The 15808-nt window shown below is 60.7% G+C and carries 16 protein-coding genes and 1 tRNA gene; 12 read left to right on the top strand and 5 right to left on the bottom strand.

Annotated elements, in window-relative coordinates:
* The first annotated feature begins 161 nt into the window (after positions 1–161).
* Positions 162–1046 (top strand): formyltetrahydrofolate deformylase, encoded by an 885-nt coding sequence (purU, locus tag AGR1_RS00925; RefSeq protein ID WP_080789859.1) that lies wholly within the window; start codon positions 162–164, stop codon positions 1044–1046.
* A gap of 26 nt (positions 1047–1072) precedes the next feature.
* Here purU and AGR1_RS00920 read toward each other — a convergent pair whose 3' ends face one another.
* Entirely contained in the window at positions 1073–2467 is a 1395-nt protein-coding gene (locus AGR1_RS00920; RefSeq protein ID WP_149145934.1) for a sensor histidine kinase, read from the bottom strand.
* Positions 2464–3144: a response regulator transcription factor gene (locus tag AGR1_RS00915; RefSeq protein WP_003491888.1), complete on the bottom strand. Its 681-nt coding sequence runs from the start codon at positions 3142–3144 to the stop codon at positions 2464–2466. Before AGR1_RS00915 ends, AGR1_RS00920 begins: the two co-directional genes overlap by 4 nt.
* 80 nt (positions 3145–3224) lie before the next feature.
* On the opposite strand from AGR1_RS00915, the gene AGR1_RS00910 reads away from it, so the two are divergent.
* From AGR1_RS00910 to dps, 10 genes are all read left to right on the top strand, one after another.
* Positions 3225–4292, top strand: a complete 1068-nt coding sequence (locus tag AGR1_RS00910) for an ABC transporter substrate-binding protein (RefSeq protein ID WP_080792690.1) — start codon at positions 3225–3227, stop codon at positions 4290–4292.
* 352 nt (positions 4293–4644) lie between these two features.
* Complete coding sequence (locus AGR1_RS00905) at positions 4645–5589, top strand: tripartite tricarboxylate transporter substrate binding protein (protein ID WP_149145933.1); 945 nt, start codon at positions 4645–4647, stop codon at positions 5587–5589.
* The gene (locus tag AGR1_RS00900; protein WP_077981388.1) at positions 5586–6080 is read left to right on the top strand and encodes a tripartite tricarboxylate transporter TctB family protein; all 495 of its coding nucleotides are present in this window, start codon (positions 5586–5588) and stop codon (positions 6078–6080) included. The genes AGR1_RS00905 and AGR1_RS00900 overlap by 4 nt, the downstream gene beginning before the upstream one ends.
* 106 nt (positions 6081–6186) lie before the next feature.
* Positions 6187–7704 (top strand): tripartite tricarboxylate transporter permease, encoded by a 1518-nt coding sequence (locus AGR1_RS00895; protein WP_080789855.1) that lies wholly within the window; start codon positions 6187–6189, stop codon positions 7702–7704.
* 124 nt (positions 7705–7828) lie between these two features.
* A complete protein-coding gene (locus AGR1_RS00890; protein WP_149145932.1) occupies positions 7829–8086 on the top strand; it encodes a hypothetical protein in 258 nt (85 codons plus the stop codon).
* Between the two features lie 212 nt (positions 8087–8298).
* On the top strand, positions 8299–9237 hold the full coding sequence (locus AGR1_RS00885) for a siderophore ABC transporter substrate-binding protein (protein WP_149145931.1): 939 nt from the start codon (positions 8299–8301) through the stop codon (positions 9235–9237).
* A 193-nt stretch (positions 9238–9430) separates the two neighbouring features.
* A complete protein-coding gene (locus AGR1_RS00880; RefSeq protein ID WP_149145930.1) occupies positions 9431–10396 on the top strand; it encodes an ABC transporter permease in 966 nt (321 codons plus the stop codon).
* Positions 10389–11357 carry an iron chelate uptake ABC transporter family permease subunit gene (locus AGR1_RS00875; protein ID WP_149145929.1) on the top strand — a complete coding sequence of 323 codons (969 nt, stop codon included), beginning with the start codon at positions 10389–10391 and terminating at the stop codon, positions 11355–11357. Before AGR1_RS00880 ends, AGR1_RS00875 begins: the two co-directional genes overlap by 8 nt.
* On the top strand, positions 11354–12112 hold the full coding sequence (locus AGR1_RS00870) for an ABC transporter ATP-binding protein (protein WP_149145928.1): 759 nt from the start codon (positions 11354–11356) through the stop codon (positions 12110–12112). Before AGR1_RS00875 ends, AGR1_RS00870 begins: the two co-directional genes overlap by 4 nt.
* A gap of 122 nt (positions 12113–12234) precedes the next feature.
* Entirely contained in the window at positions 12235–12723 is a 489-nt protein-coding gene (gene dps, locus AGR1_RS00865; protein WP_080789849.1) for a DNA starvation/stationary phase protection protein Dps, read from the top strand.
* A gap of 76 nt (positions 12724–12799) precedes the next feature.
* Here the strand turns inward: dps and AGR1_RS29445 are convergent, their stop codons facing one another.
* Positions 12800–13021 (bottom strand): hypothetical protein, encoded by a 222-nt coding sequence (locus AGR1_RS29445; RefSeq protein ID WP_004443464.1) that lies wholly within the window; start codon positions 13019–13021, stop codon positions 12800–12802.
* Positions 13022–13405: 384 nt separating this feature from the next.
* Between AGR1_RS29445 and AGR1_RS00850 the strand changes: the two genes are divergently transcribed.
* A tRNA-Gly gene (locus AGR1_RS00850) sits at positions 13406–13480 on the top strand.
* 149 nt (positions 13481–13629) lie between these two features.
* On the opposite strand, the gene AGR1_RS00845 is transcribed toward AGR1_RS00850, so the two are convergent.
* Together AGR1_RS00845 and AGR1_RS00840 are read right to left on the bottom strand one after the other, a co-directional pair.
* Entirely contained in the window at positions 13630–14463 is an 834-nt protein-coding gene (locus tag AGR1_RS00845) for an aldo/keto reductase (RefSeq protein WP_149145927.1), read from the bottom strand.
* 61 nt (positions 14464–14524) lie between these two features.
* Positions 14525–15706: an MFS transporter gene (locus AGR1_RS00840; RefSeq protein ID WP_149147249.1), complete on the bottom strand. Its 1182-nt coding sequence runs from the start codon at positions 15704–15706 to the stop codon at positions 14525–14527.
* Positions 15707–15808: the final 102 nt, after the last annotated feature.

The raw sequence follows: 15808 nt of genomic DNA, 5'->3' as shown, positions 1-15808 counted from the left end.
ATGGAACATTCCATGTCGCTTCCGGCACGGCGCGCCGCCCTTTCCCGCCCTATGACTTTGGCTGCGTTCGTCTTGACGCTTTGCACCGCCGCAGAGCTGCGCTATGGAACGCGCCGAACTGCGCTGGCTGATGCCGACGCCAAGTCTGTGAGGGAAAACGAATGACATCCTATGTTCTGACCGTAGCCTGCAAATCGACCCGTGGCATTGTGGCCGCGATTTCCGGTTATCTGGCGGAAAAAGGCTGCAACATCGTCGATAGTTCGCAGTTCGACGACCTCGAGACCGGCAAGTTCTTCATGCGCGTCTCCTTCATCTCCGAAGAGGGCGCCTCGCTCGAGGCCATTACCGAAGGCTTTCAGCCGGTGGCGAAAAAGTTCGGCATGGAGGCGGATATCTACCCGGACGGCCAGCGCATGAAAGCGATGCTGATGGTGTCGCGTTTCGGCCATTGCCTCAACGACCTGCTCTACCGCTGGAAGATCGGCGCGCTGCCAATCGATATCGTCGGCGTCGTCTCCAACCACTTCGATTATCAGAAGGTCGTCGTCAACCACGACATTCCCTTCCACCACATCAAGGTGACGAAGGAGAATAAACCAAAGGCCGAAGCGCAGCTGATGGAGCTGATCGAGACCAGCGGAACCGAACTGGTGGTATTGGCGCGTTACATGCAGGTGCTCTCGGATGACCTGTGCCGGAAGATGTCTGGCAAAATCATCAACATCCACCACTCCTTCCTGCCGAGCTTCAAGGGTGCGAACCCCTACAAGCAGGCCTATGAGCGTGGCGTGAAGCTGATCGGCGCAACGGCGCACTACGTCACCGCCGATCTGGACGAAGGCCCGATCATCGAGCAGGACACGGTGCGCATCACCCATGCGCAATCGGCCGACGATTATGTCTCGCTTGGTCGCGATGTCGAAAGCCAGGTGCTGGCCCGCGCCATCCACGCCCATATCCACCACCGCACCTTCATCAACGGCAACCGCACGGTCGTCTTCCCGCCGAGCCCGGGAAGTTATGCTTCCGAGCGGATGGGGTGATAACGGCTGCCTGACAAGCCGCCCTGCTACGCCGCTCTTTCCGGACCACCAAACACCACCCGCGCCCTCAGCCCACGCCCGTCCGTGCCATCCTCTAGCGTCAGCCGCCCGCCGAACAGCCCGGCAATCTCCTCGATGATGGCGAGGCCGAGACCGGCGCCGGGGGCGGCGTTGGCTTCGCCGCGTGCAAAACGCTGGCGCACCATGGCGCGCTTTTCGGGTGGGATGCCGGGGCCGTTATCTTCCACTTCCAGCCAGACGGCGCCCGCTTGCCCGCCAACGCGCACGGTAACTTCCGCGCCGCGCCCGGCATAATTGATGGCATTGGACACAAGATTGCCAATCAGTTCACCGATGAGCAGCGGCTCAGCCAGAATTGTCGCCTCGCCTTCGCCTTCGAAACCGAGATCGATACCCGCCTCTGCGGCGCGCGGCACGAAATCGGCCGTCACGTTCTGCGCCACAGCCGCGAGATCGATCGCTGAAAAATCATGTTTTTCGCTGGAGCCCGCGGCGTCGATATTGGCCATGCGCAGCAGCTGGGCGAGGATATGTTCGGCATGGGCCACCGATGCCCCGCCCTTCCGTGCCGCGGCCTGCGCTTCTTCAAGACTGGCGGCGCGGGCGGAAAGAGCCAGCTGGGTGCTGATGATGGCAAGCGGCGTGCGCAGCTGGTGGCTGGCATTGCCGGTGAAATGCCGGAGCGCGTCAAGCGCCGATTGCAGCCGCACCATGAAGGAATTGACCGTTTCCACCAGATTTTCCACCTCCACCGGCACGGATTGACGGATGGGGTGCAGATCGTTCGGGCTGCGCTCGGCAATGGCTTCGCTCAGCCGGTAAAGCGGCCGGAGCGAAATCGTCACCGCGATCCAGACAATGATCGCCGCCCCCACGATCATCAGCAGCAGGCGCAGTGCAGATCGCAGGATGATCGCCTGCGCCAGCTGGCTGCGGGCAATGGTGGTTTCGGCAACCGTTACGGAAAAGGGCACGGAATTGATGCCGGTGGAAGCGAAACGGCGGATGGCGGCGACGCGGATCGGCTCGTCGCGGAACACCGCATCACGATAGGCGGGCGTATCGCCATTTTTGTTCTCCACCGTCGGCAGGTTCTGGTAACCGGTGAGGAATTGCCCGTTCGGCCCGTCGACACGGTAAAACACCCGGTCCTGCGCGGCCGATGTCAGCATTTCCAGCGCGACATAGGGAATGTCCACTTCCAGCGAACCGTCCTCGGCCACCACCACCCGCTCGGCGATGGCAAGTGCGGAACCGGAAAGCACGCGGTCGGAAACGACATTGGCGGTGTTGATCGCCTCCCGCCATGTATCGGTCAGCGCGACGCAACCGATGATGGCGGTGGAAATGAGAAGCCAGCCTAAAAGTCGCCGCCTGAGCGAATAGCCGGCCTGTCTCATTCAGCCATCTCCGGCAGCTTTTCGAGATAATAACCGATACCGCGTGCCGTCTTCACCGTCAGCCCGTGGGGGGCGAGCCGCTTGCGCAGGCGACTGACATATTGCTCGATGGCATTGGCGGAAATATCGTCGTCGAAGCCGGTCAGCGACTGCACGATGGCCTCCTTGGCGACGACCTTGCCGGCCCGCATGAACAGCACTTCGAGCAGCGCCACCTCGCGCGCCGGAATATCGAGCGGGCGCCCATCGGCCGAAAAGGTGCGGGAATTGAGATCGAACAGCACCTTGCCGAAACTTAGCGCCGAGGAACGCAGCCCGGCGTTGCGGCGCAGCAGCACCCGTACCCGCGCCTCGAATTCGGTGATATCGAAGGGCTTGATCATGTAGTCGTCAGCGCCGAGATCGAGCCCCTTGACCTTTTCTTCCGGCGTGCCGCGCGCCGTCAGGATCAGCACCGCCGCCTTGTCCTGGCGCGAACGCATGGAGCGCAGCACCTCGATGCCGTCCATTTCCGGCAGGTTGAGATCGAGAATGACCAGATCGAAACTTTCCGCCGCAATCGCCGCATCGGCGGAAGCGCCGTCGGATACCACATCCACGGCATAGCCGCTGCCGCGCAGAAGCGCCGACAACCCTTCCGACAGCACCTGATTGTCCTCGACCAGCAAAATGCGCAAATCTTCCTCCCACAGCATTGCCGAGTTTAACCAGACCCTTAGCGCTTGTGAATGGCCACCGCCTGCGGCATGATCTTTTCATGCGTATCCGCCTTCCTCTCTGCCTCTGTCTTTGCATGGCCTCGCCGGCACTTGCCCAGGTCGCCATCTTTCCGGCGCCGTCTGGCAAGGCGGATGCCGAAACGCTGGTCGTCTATTCCTCGCTGGACGAGCCGCTGGCGACGCCGATGATCGAGGGTTTCCAGAAGGCCAATCCGGATATTGCCGTCCATTATGAGGATATGCTGACCGGCGAAATCTATGATCGCATCGTCAAGGAAACCGACGCCGGTAAAAAAACCGCCGATTTCGCTTTTTCTTCTGCCATGGACCTGCAGGTGAAGCTCAGCAATGACGGTTACGCCCAGCGCTCGGATCTGGCCATGAGCGCCCGCTGGCCCGCCTGGGCCAACTGGCGCAACACCGCCTATGCGCTGACCTTCGAGCCGGCGGTTTTCGTTTATCACAAGCCGAGCTTCACCACCGAAAAACCGCCTGCAACCCGCGCGGAATTCGTCGATTATCTGGAAGGCCACGCCAAAGAGGTGCATGGCCGCATCGCCACCTACGACATCGAGCGCTCGGGCGTTGGCTTCCTGTTCATGTCGCGCGACCAAGAGCAGTTCGGCGATATCTGGAGCGTCATCAAGGCCATGGGCGCGGCGGGCGTAAAAGTCTATTCCACCTCGTCCGCCATTCTGGAGCGTGTCTCGGACGGTCGCTTCGTGATGGGTTACAACATTCTCGGCTCCTATGCAGCGGACTGGGCCTCGCGCCACCCGGATGTCGGCATCATGCTGCCGAAAGACTATACCGTGGTCATGTCGCGCATCGGGCTCGTGCCGGAAGCCGCCGCCAACCCGGCGCTCGGTCGCCGTTATCTGGAATTCTTCATGTCGAAGGAAGGCCAGACGATCATGGCCCGGCAGTTGCAGATCCCCGCCGTCAGCCCGGAAGTGGCGGGCGAAAACACCGCCAACACCATGCAGGCCATCCACGGCGCACAATTGCGCCCCGTGCCCGTCAGCCCCGGCCTGATGGTCTATCTGGATCAGGTTAAGCGCAGCCGCCTGATCGAGCGCTGGAACGAGGCCTTGCGGTCGCAGTAGGTTTGCTCCCGCAAACCAATGCGGGCGCCGTAACTCTCCTTCATCCCTGTTCCCCGGAACAAGCATCGAAAGCACAAAGCAAAGCCATCCCACACGCCACAGTAGACGTCCGATACAAATTAATAGAGAGTAAATGCGCAAGGACTTGCGTAGCGTCAGTTAGATGACAGCTTTTTGTGATGCTCTGCAATCCTTCTTCATTCCGTGGAGGCGGAAGAGGATGCGGGAGGAAATTCAGGACGGTTGCCAGGTCACCACGCTGAGCATTCAGCGCTGGCGCACGCGTGTCTAAAAAGCCCCCCGCATAAACGAAAAACGACGCCCAAAAGGGCATCCTGAGGAGGGTTTTCAAGTGAAGCATTTTCTTATCGGCACATTTCTGGCGGGCGTGATCGCCCTTCCGGCGGCGGCAGCGGATTACACCATCATCGCGCCGGCCAACCCCGGCGGCGGCTGGGACCAGACCGCGCGCTCCATGCAGACCGTGCTGCAGGAAGAAGGCATTTCCAAGAGCGTGCAGGTGCAGAACGTACCGGGCGCCGGCGGTACCATCGGTCTCGCGCAGTTCGCCAGCCAGCAGAAGGGCAACCCTAACGCCCTCATCGTCGGCGGTTACGTGATGGTCGGCGCTATTCTCACCAACAACGCGCCCGTCACCCTCAAGGAAGTAACGCCGATCGCCCGTCTGACCGGCGAATATGAAGCCATCGTCGTTCCGGCGTCCTCGCCGCTGAAGACCATTGGCGACCTCGTCGACCAGCTCAAGAAGGACCCCGGCAGCGTGTCCTGGGGCGGCGGCTCCGCCGGCGGCACCGACCATATCGCCGTCGGCCTGATCGCCAAGGCGGCGGGCGTCGATCCGACCAAGATCAACTACATCGCCTATTCCGGCGGCGGCGAAGCGCTTGCTTCGATCCTCGGCTCGCAGGTGACGGCCGGCGTTTCCGGCTACGGCGAATTCGAAGGCCAGATCAAGGCCGGCACGCTGCGTCTGCTCGCGGTCACCAGCGAAAACCGTCTGGAAGGCGTGGACGCGCCGACGCTGAAGGAAAGCGGCCTCGACGTGGTCGTGCAGAACTGGCGCATGGTGGCGGCTCCTGCCGGCCTTTCCGCCGATCAGGAAAAGGCGGTGAATGCCGACATCGAGAAACTGGCAAAATCCGAAAAATGGCAGGAAACCCTGAAGACCAAGGGCTGGATGGACACCTATCTTGCCGGTGACGCCTTCAAGGAACAGCTCGCCAAGGATACCGCCGCCACCGAAACCATTCTCAAAGACATCGGACTGGTAAAATGAGTCAGGGTTCCAACCCTTCGCAGCATCAAAAGCGCCGCCCTGACTGGGCGGCGCTGGCGATCGCCGTTTTCCTCGTCATCATCGCCTGCGTGATCTTCTGGGACAGCGCCCGTCTCGCCAGCGTCACCGGTTATTCGCCGGTCGGCCCGGCGACGGTGCCTTACGCCATCGGTTTCTGTCTTGTCGGCCTGGCGCTGTGGACAGCCATCGAGGCCTGGCGCGGTGATTTTCCCGCACGCGACAAACAGGAAATCGCCCCGGTTATCTGGGTCGTCGCCGGCCTTGCCGCGCAGATGTTGTTGCTCAACGTCGCGGGGTTCTCCATTGCCACCGGCCTGCTTTTTGCCTTTACGGCGCGTGCCTTCGGCAAACGCAAGCTCTGGTATTCGATCCCCATCGGCATCGCGCTCAGCTTCTTCATCTGGTTCATCTTCGCGCGGCTGCTGCAGCTTTCGCTGCCTGCCGGGCCTCTGGAACGGCTGTTCTTCTGACAGCCATTCCGACCAAAATTCGAGATCACGGGAACAGCCGGCGCGCAATGACGCAAAAGCCAGCCGTTCCGCCCGCTCATTTGCTCGACTTGGGGGACATCTGCCCATGAGTACCTTTGAATTCCTGCTGCACGGTCTTGAGGTTGCCGCCCAACCCATGAACCTGCTCTATGCGCTGATCGGCGTCACGCTCGGCACCGCCGTCGGCGTTCTGCCCGGCATCGGCCCTGCGCTGACCGTGGCGCTGCTTCTGCCCGTTACCTATAGGCTCGATCCCGCCGGTTCGCTCATCATGTTCGCCGGCATCTATTACGGCGGCATGTATGGCGGCTCGACCACCTCGATCCTGCTCAACACACCGGGCGAGAGCGCCTCGATCGTGACCGCGCTCGAAGGCAACAAGATGGCCCGCAAGGGCAGAGGCGGTCCGGCGCTGGCCACCGCCGCCATCGGTTCCTTCGTCGCCGGCCTCATCGCCACCATCGCGCTCGCCTTTATCGCGCCCTATATCGTCAAGTTGGCGCTGGTTTTCGGCCCGCGTGAATATTTTGCACTGATGGTGCTCGCCTTCGTCACCGTTTCCTCCGCTTTCGGAGATTCGGCGCTACGCGGCCTCACCTCGCTATTCATCGGCTTTGCCCTTGCCATCGTCGGCATCGACCAGCTGACCGGCCAGACCCGCATGAGCTTTGGCATTCCCGACCTGCTCGACGGCGTGGAAGTGACGACGCTTGCGGTTGCGATGTTCGCCATCGGCGAAACACTGTTCATCGTGGCGCAGGGTCAGAGCGGCCCCGACAAGGTCGAGGCCGTCAAGGGCTCGGTCTGGATGAGCGCGCAGGACTGGGCGCGTTCCTGGAAAGCCTGGCTGCGCGGCACGCTGATCGGCTTCCCCATCGGCGCCATGCCGGCGGGCGGTGCCGAAATCGGCACTTTCCTCTCCTATGCCACCGAAAAGAAGCTGACCAAATATCCGGAAGAATTCGGTGAAGGCGCCATCGAAGGCGTGGCCGGTCCGGAAGCCGCCAACAATGCCTCCGCCGCCGGTACGCTGGTGCCGCTTTTGACGCTCGGCCTGCCGACCACGGCAACCGCCGCCATCATGCTCGCCGGCTTCCAGCAATATGGCCTGCAGCCCGGTCCGCTGCTGTTCGCCACCAATCCGCAGCTCGTCTGGGGCCTGATCGCCAGCCTGTTCATCGCCAACCTGATGCTGCTGGTTCTGAACCTGCCGCTCGTCGGTCTCTGGGTGAAGCTGCTGACCATCCCGAAGCCATGGCTTTACGCCGGCATCCTGCTGTTTGCGACGCTCGGCACCATCGGCGCCAACCCATCGGTCTTCGAACTCGGCATGCTGCTCGCCTTCGGCATCCTCGGTTACATTATGCGCATCTTCGGTTATCCGATTGCGCCTGCGGTCGTCGGCCTCATCCTCGGTCCGCTCGCCGAACAGCAGCTGCGCCGCGCGCTCGCCATCGGCCAAGGCGACCCGACGGTGCTGTTCACCTCGCCGATCGCCATTGGCCTCTTCATCGTGGCGGCAGCAGCCTTCATCATCCCGCTCATCATGCGTATCCGCGGCCGTGGCGACGTGCTGACGCAGCTTGCCGCCAACGAGGACTGAGAACCAACGAGCCTCCAAAGTAACTGGCCCCGTATCTTCGGATGCGGGGCTTTTTATTCACGCCAAAGGGATGTGTGATGCATGCACAGCCATGATAGACTTGCGCCAACCGCAGGAGAAAGACATGCGCACGATCGCGATTACGATGGTTCTGGCGCTTGCCGGCTGCACCACCGCCCCTGATGTCGAGCCCATTCCCGGCAGCATCACCTATGGCGGACAGCCGCACACCAAACTGACCAAGTCCCCCATCGGCAGTACGCTCAGCAATGAATTCGTGATGGGCGACGGGCGGCTGGCGATCGAAACCTACCGCGTGCAACCGGACCGGTCGCTGAAACTGGAAAGGCGCGCAATCGTCGGCGACTGGCCGCCGGATTGAGGTGTGCGGACACAGCCCGGGTAATGACGTCCGCAGAGATCGCAACCCATCTCTCCCGCTCACACATTTCCCGCTCACGGCAATTCAGAACCATTCTAAAACATAATTTTGATTTCCGCCGACCTTGCCAATAAAGCTGACAGCGAACATCAAGTTAACCCTGCGGAAAAATCTTCCTCACGGTTCAGAACTATATTGCAAGGGACATATAAGTGGCCATCAACTTCACCTTCCCCGTTCGGCTGCTGGCGGCAGCGGCCTTCAGCCTCAGCGCGATGACGGCAAATGCCGAAGACATGACGATCAAGCACGCCCAGGGCGAGACCGTGCTGAAAGCGGCCCCGGAGAAAGTTCTGGTTCTCGATATTCCCTCGCTCGACAATCTCGATGCGCTTGGGGTTGAGCCAACAGGTGTCGTCGGCTCCAACCTGCCTGTCTATCTGCAGAAATATGCCGACGGAAAATATCTGAAGGTCGGCACGCTGTTTGAGCCCGATTATGAGGCGATCAATGCGGCCGAGGCCGATCTCGTCATTGTCGGCGGCCGTTCGCGGGCGAAATACCCGGACGTTGCGAAGATCACGCCCGCTATCGACATGTCGGTGGATTCCAAGGAATTCATCGGCAGCGTGAAAGCCAACATCACCAAGCTCGGCGATATCTTCGGCAAGCAGGAAGAAGCCAAGAAGCTCGATGCCGCCATTGATGAAAAAGTGGCGAAGCTGAAGGAGATCGCGCCCAATTCCGGCACGGCGATGATCCTCGTCACCAATGCCGGCAAGGTCGGCGTTTACGGCCCGAGTTCGCGCACCGGCTGGCTGCACACCGAAATCGGCTTCAAGCCGGTTGCGGCCGACATCGACGACCGTTTTGACCGCGGCGATGTCGTCTCCTTCGAATATCTGGCCGAGGTCAATCCCGAATGGCTGTTCGTGATCGACCGCGACGCCGGTATCGGCCGTGCGACCGACCCCGGCAAGGCGGCCGCACAGGTGCTGGACAACGAACTGGTGCACCAGACCAATGCCTGGAAGAAAAAACAGATCGTTTATCTCGACCCGCAGGCCGCCTATATCGTCAGCAGTGGTTATACGGCGCTCTCTACCCTGCTCGATCAGGTCTACAAGGCCGTCTCCGAGAAGAAATCGTAAAAGCCTCTAGGCATCCGCTTCTGAAGGCCGCTCCATACTCGACGTCATCCTCGGGCTTGACCCGAGGATCCATCACGCGTCAGGTTGTGGATCCTCGGGCCAAGCCCGAGGATGACCAAGGAGAGGTCGGACACCTGTTTCGGCAACCTGCCAAACCACGGGGAGCTCTCACCATTTTCGAAAAACCGCCAACTTGAAATCCCTGTCTCTCATCCTTGCCCTGTTGCTAGCTCTGACGCTCGCCATCACCAGCCTGTTCGTCGGCGTCAGCAATGTCTCGCTCGCGACGCTCTTTTCGCCCGATACCAGCGCGGACGCGCTGCGCGTGCTGCTCGTCAGCCGCATCCCCCGCACGCTGGCGCTGATACTGGCCGGAAGCTCGATGGCGATTGCCGGGCTCATCATGCAGATGCTGGTGCGCAACCGCTTCGTGGAGCCTTCGACGGCGGGCACCACCGAATCCGCCGGCCTCGGCCTGCTCACCGTCACCCTGCTGGCCCCGGACACGCCGATCTTCGGCAAGATGCTGGTGGCCGCCGTTTTCGCGCTCGCCGGCACCGCGCTGTTTCTGCGTATCCTGAGAGAGGTGCCTTTGCGCGACGTGCTGCTGGTGCCGCTGATCGGCATCATGCTGGGCGGCGTCATTGCCGCCGTCACCACCTTCTTTGCCTATCGTTTCGATCTCCTGCAATCGCTGGGCGCATGGATGACAGGGGATTTTTCCGGCGTGCTGCGCGGCCGTTATGAATTGCTCTGGGTCGGCTTCCTTTTCGCCATCGCCGCCTATCTCGCCGCAGACCGTTTCACCGTGGCCGGCATGGGCCGCGATTTCACCACCAATCTCGGTCTGAACTACCGCCGCGTCATGGCGCTCGGCCTCACCATCGTCTCGCTGGTGAGCGCCGTGGTCGTCGTCACGGTCGGCATGATCCCCTTTTTAGGCCTGATCGTGCCGAATGTCGTCAGCCTGATGATCGGCGACAATATGCGCCGCTCCGTGCCCTGGGTGGCAACGCTCGGCGCGGTCTTCGTACTTTCCTGCGACATCATCGGCCGAACCATACGAGCGCCTTACGAAATACCCATCGGAACCGTGGTCGGCGTCATCGGCAGCGCGCTCTTCCTCTATCTCCTGCTGCGGAAACGCCACCATGCGTGAGAGACATCCCGACCGGCGTGCAAAAACCGTTCTCATCGTGCTTACGGCATTCGCACTCATCTCCATGGCCGCCTTCATGACGCTGGGCGCCAAGGGAAGCTGGAGCTTCGTGCTGCCGTTTCGCGGCATCAAGCTTCTGTCGCTGCTGCTGGTGGCCTATGCCATCGCGGTCTCCACCGTGCTGTTCCAGACGGTCACCAACAACCGCATCCTCACCCCTTCGGTGATGGGTTTCGATTCGCTTTACGTGCTGATGCAGACCGGGCTGATCTTCGTCTTCGGCTCCGCAACCGTCGTCATGATCGATCCGCAACTGAAGTTTCTCGCCGAAACCAGCCTGCTCGTCGCCTTTTCCGCCCTGCTCTATCGCTGGCTTTTCGTCGGCGCGGAACGCAGCCTGCATCTTCTGGTGCTGGTCGGCATCGTTTTCGGCGTTTTCTTCCGCAGCCTCTCGGGTTTCATGCAGCGCGTGCTCGACCCCAATGAATATACCGTGCTGCAGGATGTACTGTTTGCCAGCTTCAACTCCATCGATCCGACGCTTCTTGCCGTCTCCACCGTCATCATCGGCGTGGTGACCATCATCGGGCTCAGGCTAACGCACACGCTCGACGTCCTCTCGCTCGGCCGCGCGACGGCCATCAGCCTCGGCCTCGAATACAAGCGAACGGTGACAATCATCCTCGTGCTGGTCTCCGTGCTCGTCGCCGTCTCCACAGCGCTGGTCGGTCCCGTCATGTTCTTCGGCCTGCTGGTCGCGGCCCTTGCCCATTATCTTACCGGCAACGGCAAACACGCCTATGTGCTGCCAGCGGCAATCCTCATCGCCGTGATCTGCCTGGTCGGCGGCCAGGTGGTGCTGGAGCGGGTTTTCGCCTTCGATACGGCGCTCTCGATCATCATCGAATTTCTCGGCGGCATCGTCTTTATCGGTCTTATTCTGAAACGAGGTGCGCGATGATCATCGCCAGTCAGATCAGCAAATCCTATGGCGACAGCCTCGTCGTCGATGGCGTCTCCGTCTCCATTCCGGCAGGCGGCGTCACCTCCATCATCGGGCCGAACGGTGCTGGAAAATCGACCCTGCTTTCCATCGTCGCGAGGCTGATGTCGATGGATGCCGGAACGGTGACGGTGGACGGGCTGGATGTGACCAAAACCCCGTCCGATACCCTGGCGAAGCGGCTCTCCATATTGCGGCAGGACAACCACATCTCCTCACGCCTGACGGTGCGAGACCTCGTCGGTTTCGGCCGTTACCCCTATTCCAAGGGCCGCCCCACCATCGAGGACAAGGCCCATATCGACCGGGCGCTGGAATATCTGCATCTCGAAGCCCTTGCCGGCCGGTTTCTGGACGAGCTTTCCGGCGGTCAGCGCCAGCGCGCCTTCGTGGCCATGGTTCTGTGCCAGGATACAGATTACGTGCTGCTCGACGAACCGCTCAACAATCTCGACATGAAACACGCCTCCAGCATGATGAAGATCATGCGCAAGGCGGCTGACGAGCTGAAGAAGACCGTGGTTCTGGTGCTGCACGACATCAACTTCGCCTCCTGGTATTCCGACACCATCATCGCCATGCGCGAAGGCCGCATCCGCCATCAGGGGCCGGTGGAAGAGATCATCCGCCCGGACGTCCTCAAGGACATCTACGACATGCCCATCCGCGTCAATGAGATAGACGGCCGGCGCATCTGCCTGTTTTACGAATGACACGATGATTGTTCGGGATTTTTGCTGTCCCAGCGCCTGGCATGGAACAGGGTCGCAGGCCCGGACGTTAAACGACGGACTTTTCCAAAGCGGCATTCCGTCCGCAACTTCAGGAGACATCGATGAAGACGCACAAGACGAAGAACGACCTGCCTTCCAACGCCAAGTCGACCGTGATCGGCATTCTCAATGAATCGCTCGCTTCCGTCATCGACCTTGCGCTCGTCACCAAGCAGGCGCACTGGAACCTCAAGGGCCCGCAATTCATCGCCGTGCACGAGCTTCTCGACACTTTCCGCGCCCAGCTCGACAATCACGGCGACACGATTGCCGAGCGTGTGGTCCAGCTTGGCGGCACGGCGCTCGGCAGCCTGCAATCGGTCTCCTCGACGACCAAGCTCAAGGCCTATCCGACCGATATCTACAAAATCCATGACCATCTGGACGCCCTGATCGAGCGTTATGGCGAGGTCGCAAATATGATCCGCAAGGCGATCGACGATTCCGACGAGGCCGGTGATCCGACGACGGCCGACATCTTCACCGCCGCCTCGCGCGATCTCGACAAGTCGCTCTGGTTTCTCGAAGCGCATGTGCAGGAAAAAAGCTGAGCGGAAAACGGCTCTCGCCTGCCCAAACAGCAAAGCGCCCGAGATACCCGGGCGCTTTTTTAACGGAATGGCGCAATCAATGCCGACGTAAGACCGCAAGCCCTATATCGCGCAACATTTCATGGTCCAAAATGCCGCGCTGGGCGCTTCGGATCAAAACCGCTGCGCACTCATTGGCAACATGGCTGCTGCGATCTTGAAGGCACTCGAAACATACGCCATCGAAAATATTCTGTAGATCGGTGATCTGCTCTGGCGACAATTGTGCGCCAACTCTTTCAAAAGCTGCGTACGACAAGGCTCATCCTCCCGATGATGATATGCCAAGTATCGTTCCCAATATCGTTTCGATTTTTTCGTGGACAGGCAATTTGTACACCCGAACGAATCACTTGTCGAATCAGATTTTAACCAAATGTAAATAGGTTATTTTCTGGCCTTCCCGCCGGCCGCCACCCCCGTGACAGGGAGATAAAAACCAGCTGAAACAACATCTTCAGCGGAAATTCCCTGCGCTTGCCCCCGTAATGGCCGCCAGATTTCGGATAAATCCGCACACAGGCGGATTTCCACCGAAACCGCAAAAGAAACTATTGCATTCCAAAAACGATTGAGCGATATAGCACCCGTCGCCGCTTGGCGGGCCACGGTTCAGCGAACTACCCCGGACCGGTGGATTTGAGCGGGTGTAGCTCAGGGGTAGAGCACAACCTTGCCAAGGTTGGGGTCGAGGGTTCAAATCCCTTCGCCCGCTCCAAATTTCCAGAATAGCAGATAAATCTTCACTGCACCCGATGTGAGACGCGTCGTTTCCATGGGCTGTGACGCGCATCGCCGTGCGAAATGCGCAAGGATTTTTCACGCATGGGCAAACCGGGAAGGGCGTTCCCTCCCCGGCTCTTATTATCAGGCGGCCTTGTCCCAGACGGGTGCAAGCCCTTCCGGTGAAACGATGCGGCCATCCGGTCTGGCAAGCGCGCGGATCGCCGCCATTTCATCGGCGGAAAGCTCGAAATCGAAGATGGCGAGATTCTCATCGACGCGGGCTTCGCTGACCGTTTTCGACAATGCGACGGCACCCTGCTGCTGCACGAGCCAGCGCAGCACCACCTGCGCCACTGACTTGTCACGGCCTGCGGCGATTTCCTTCAGTACCGGATCGTTAAACACCTTGCCATCGGCCATCCCGTAATACCCCGTTACCGACATGCCGGCGGCCTTTGCCGCGGCGATAACCACGTCCTGATCGATATAGGGGTGGTATTCGATCTGGTTGGTCACGATTGGAGCCCTGGACAGCTTCACCGCCTCGGCCATCAGCGCCGTGCTGAAATTGGAAACGCCGATATGGCGAACCTTGCCGGCTTGCCTCACCGCGTTCAGCGCGCCGATCTGTTCGGCAAGCGAAACCGCCTCATTCGGCCAATGCAGCAGCAGAAGGTCGACATAATCGGTTTTCAGCTTCTTCAGGCTCTCATTGACGGAGGCGAGGAAGGCATCGTGCCTATAGTTCTCGACCCAGACCTTGGTGGTGAGAAACACTTCGCCACGCGCCACATCCGAAGCAGCGATGGCTTCACCGACTTCCGCTTCGTTGCCGTAAATCTGGGCGGTATCGATATGGCGGAAACCGGCTTTCAGCGCATGGGGAACGATGCGCAGCACATCCTCACCGGGAATACGAAACGTGCCGAAACCCAGTGCCGGGATCGAAGCGCCATTTGCAGTGACATCAAACATATATTTTCTCCTTTGAAGCGGCCCGGCCGACTTGGGAGCGGCCGGGAATTTTATGGAAAGTTCAGGCGGTTTTCAGGGTCAGCGCGGCGCGGCGGTCGAGCGCGCTGCTCCAGAGGGTGAGTAGCAGGGCCACGGCGACGAGAATGGCGCCGACCCACGGGGTTGCGGCAAGACCCATCGGCGATTCCACCACCAGACCGCCGAGCCATGCGCCGATGGCGATGCCGAGGTTGAAGGCGGCGATGTTGAGCGCCGAGGCGACATCGACGGCGCCAGGGCGATGTTCCTTGGCAAGCTGCACCACATAAAGCTGCAGGCCGGGAACATTGGCGAAGGACAGGAAGCCGAGCGCGGCAAGCGTGAAAAGCGTCAGCACCGGCGAGAAGGCGGTGAAGGAAAAGACGAGCAGCACGATGGCCTGCGCCAGGAAAAGACCGATCAGCGCCTTGGCCGGGTTATGGTTGGCGATCCTGCCGCCGCCGATATTGCCGGCTGCAATGGCGACGCCATAAAGCACGAGGATCAGGCTGACGCTCTTTTCCGAAAAGCCGGTGACATCCTGCAGGATCGGCGCAAGGAAGGTGAAGGCGACGAAGGTGCCGCCGTAGCCGAGCGCAGTCATCGCGAAAACGATGAGCAGGCGACCGGAGCCGAGAACCCGGACCTGATCGAGAAGGCTCGCCGGCGGAGCCTTTTTTAGCGTGTTCGGCAGAAGCGTCGCGATGCCCAGAAAGGCGACGATACCGAGTGCGACAACCGCCCAGAAGGTGGCGCGCCAGCCGAAGACCTGCCCGATATAGGTGCCGAGCGGAACCCCGGTGACGATAGCGACCGTGAGCCCCATGAACATCATCGCAATGGCCGATGCACGGCGGTTTTCCGGCACGAGATCGGCGGCGATGGTCGCTCCGACCGAGAAGAAAACGCCATGGGCGAAAGCGGCAATGACGCGGGCAACAAGCAGCATCTCATAGCTGGGTGACAGGGCCGCCGCGCTGTTACCGATGATGAACAGGGCCATGAGGCCGAGCAGTAGCGGCTTTCTTTCGATCCTGCCGGTTAGCGCTGTCAGGATCGGCGCGCCGAAGGTGACGCCCAGCGCGTAGACACTGACGATGAGACCAGCAAGCGGCAGGGTGATGTGAAGATCGGTCGCAACTGTCGGCAGAAGGCCGACAATCACGAACTCCGTGGTGCCGATCGCATAGGCCGCGATCGTCAGGGCAAATATGGCCAATGGCATGACGAATACCTCTTCGCCCGGAGCGGGATCGCGGGCGTTCTGGACAGCAACGCTGTCCGGTTGGATCATTTGGACAGCGGTGCCGTCCGGTTGGATCAAATC

Origin of the sequence: Agrobacterium sp. B1(2019) (assembly GCF_008274755.1) — a bacterium.
Classification (GTDB): domain Bacteria; phylum Pseudomonadota; class Alphaproteobacteria; order Rhizobiales; family Rhizobiaceae; genus Agrobacterium; species Agrobacterium salinitolerans.
This window is presented reverse-complemented; position numbering and strand designations above follow the sequence as displayed.

What these genes read in the sequence shown, in the direction of transcription:
- dps (WP_080789849.1), top strand. Translation starts at nt 12,235, where the DNA reads ATGAAGACGCACAAGACGAAGAACGACCTGCCTTCCAACGCCAAGTCG.
- purU (WP_080789859.1), top strand. Translation starts at nt 162, where the DNA reads ATGACATCCTATGTTCTGACCGTAGCCTGCAAATCGACCCGTGGCATT.
- AGR1_RS00845 (WP_149145927.1), bottom strand. Translation starts at nt 14,463, where the DNA reads ATGTTTGATGTCACTGCAAATGGCGCTTCGATCCCGGCACTGGGTTTC.
- AGR1_RS00870 (WP_149145928.1), top strand. Translation starts at nt 11,354, where the DNA reads ATGATCATCGCCAGTCAGATCAGCAAATCCTATGGCGACAGCCTCGTC.
- AGR1_RS00895 (WP_080789855.1), top strand. Translation starts at nt 6,187, where the DNA reads ATGAGTACCTTTGAATTCCTGCTGCACGGTCTTGAGGTTGCCGCCCAA.
- AGR1_RS00875 (WP_149145929.1), top strand. Translation starts at nt 10,389, where the DNA reads ATGCGTGAGAGACATCCCGACCGGCGTGCAAAAACCGTTCTCATCGTG.
- AGR1_RS00910 (WP_080792690.1), top strand. Translation starts at nt 3,225, where the DNA reads ATGCGTATCCGCCTTCCTCTCTGCCTCTGTCTTTGCATGGCCTCGCCG.
- AGR1_RS00900 (WP_077981388.1), top strand. Translation starts at nt 5,586, where the DNA reads ATGAGTCAGGGTTCCAACCCTTCGCAGCATCAAAAGCGCCGCCCTGAC.
- AGR1_RS00920 (WP_149145934.1), bottom strand. Translation starts at nt 2,467, where the DNA reads ATGAGACAGGCCGGCTATTCGCTCAGGCGGCGACTTTTAGGCTGGCTT.
- AGR1_RS00890 (WP_149145932.1), top strand. Translation starts at nt 7,829, where the DNA reads ATGCGCACGATCGCGATTACGATGGTTCTGGCGCTTGCCGGCTGCACC.
- AGR1_RS00840 (WP_149147249.1), bottom strand. Translation starts at nt 15,706, where the DNA reads ATGCCATTGGCCATATTTGCCCTGACGATCGCGGCCTATGCGATCGGC.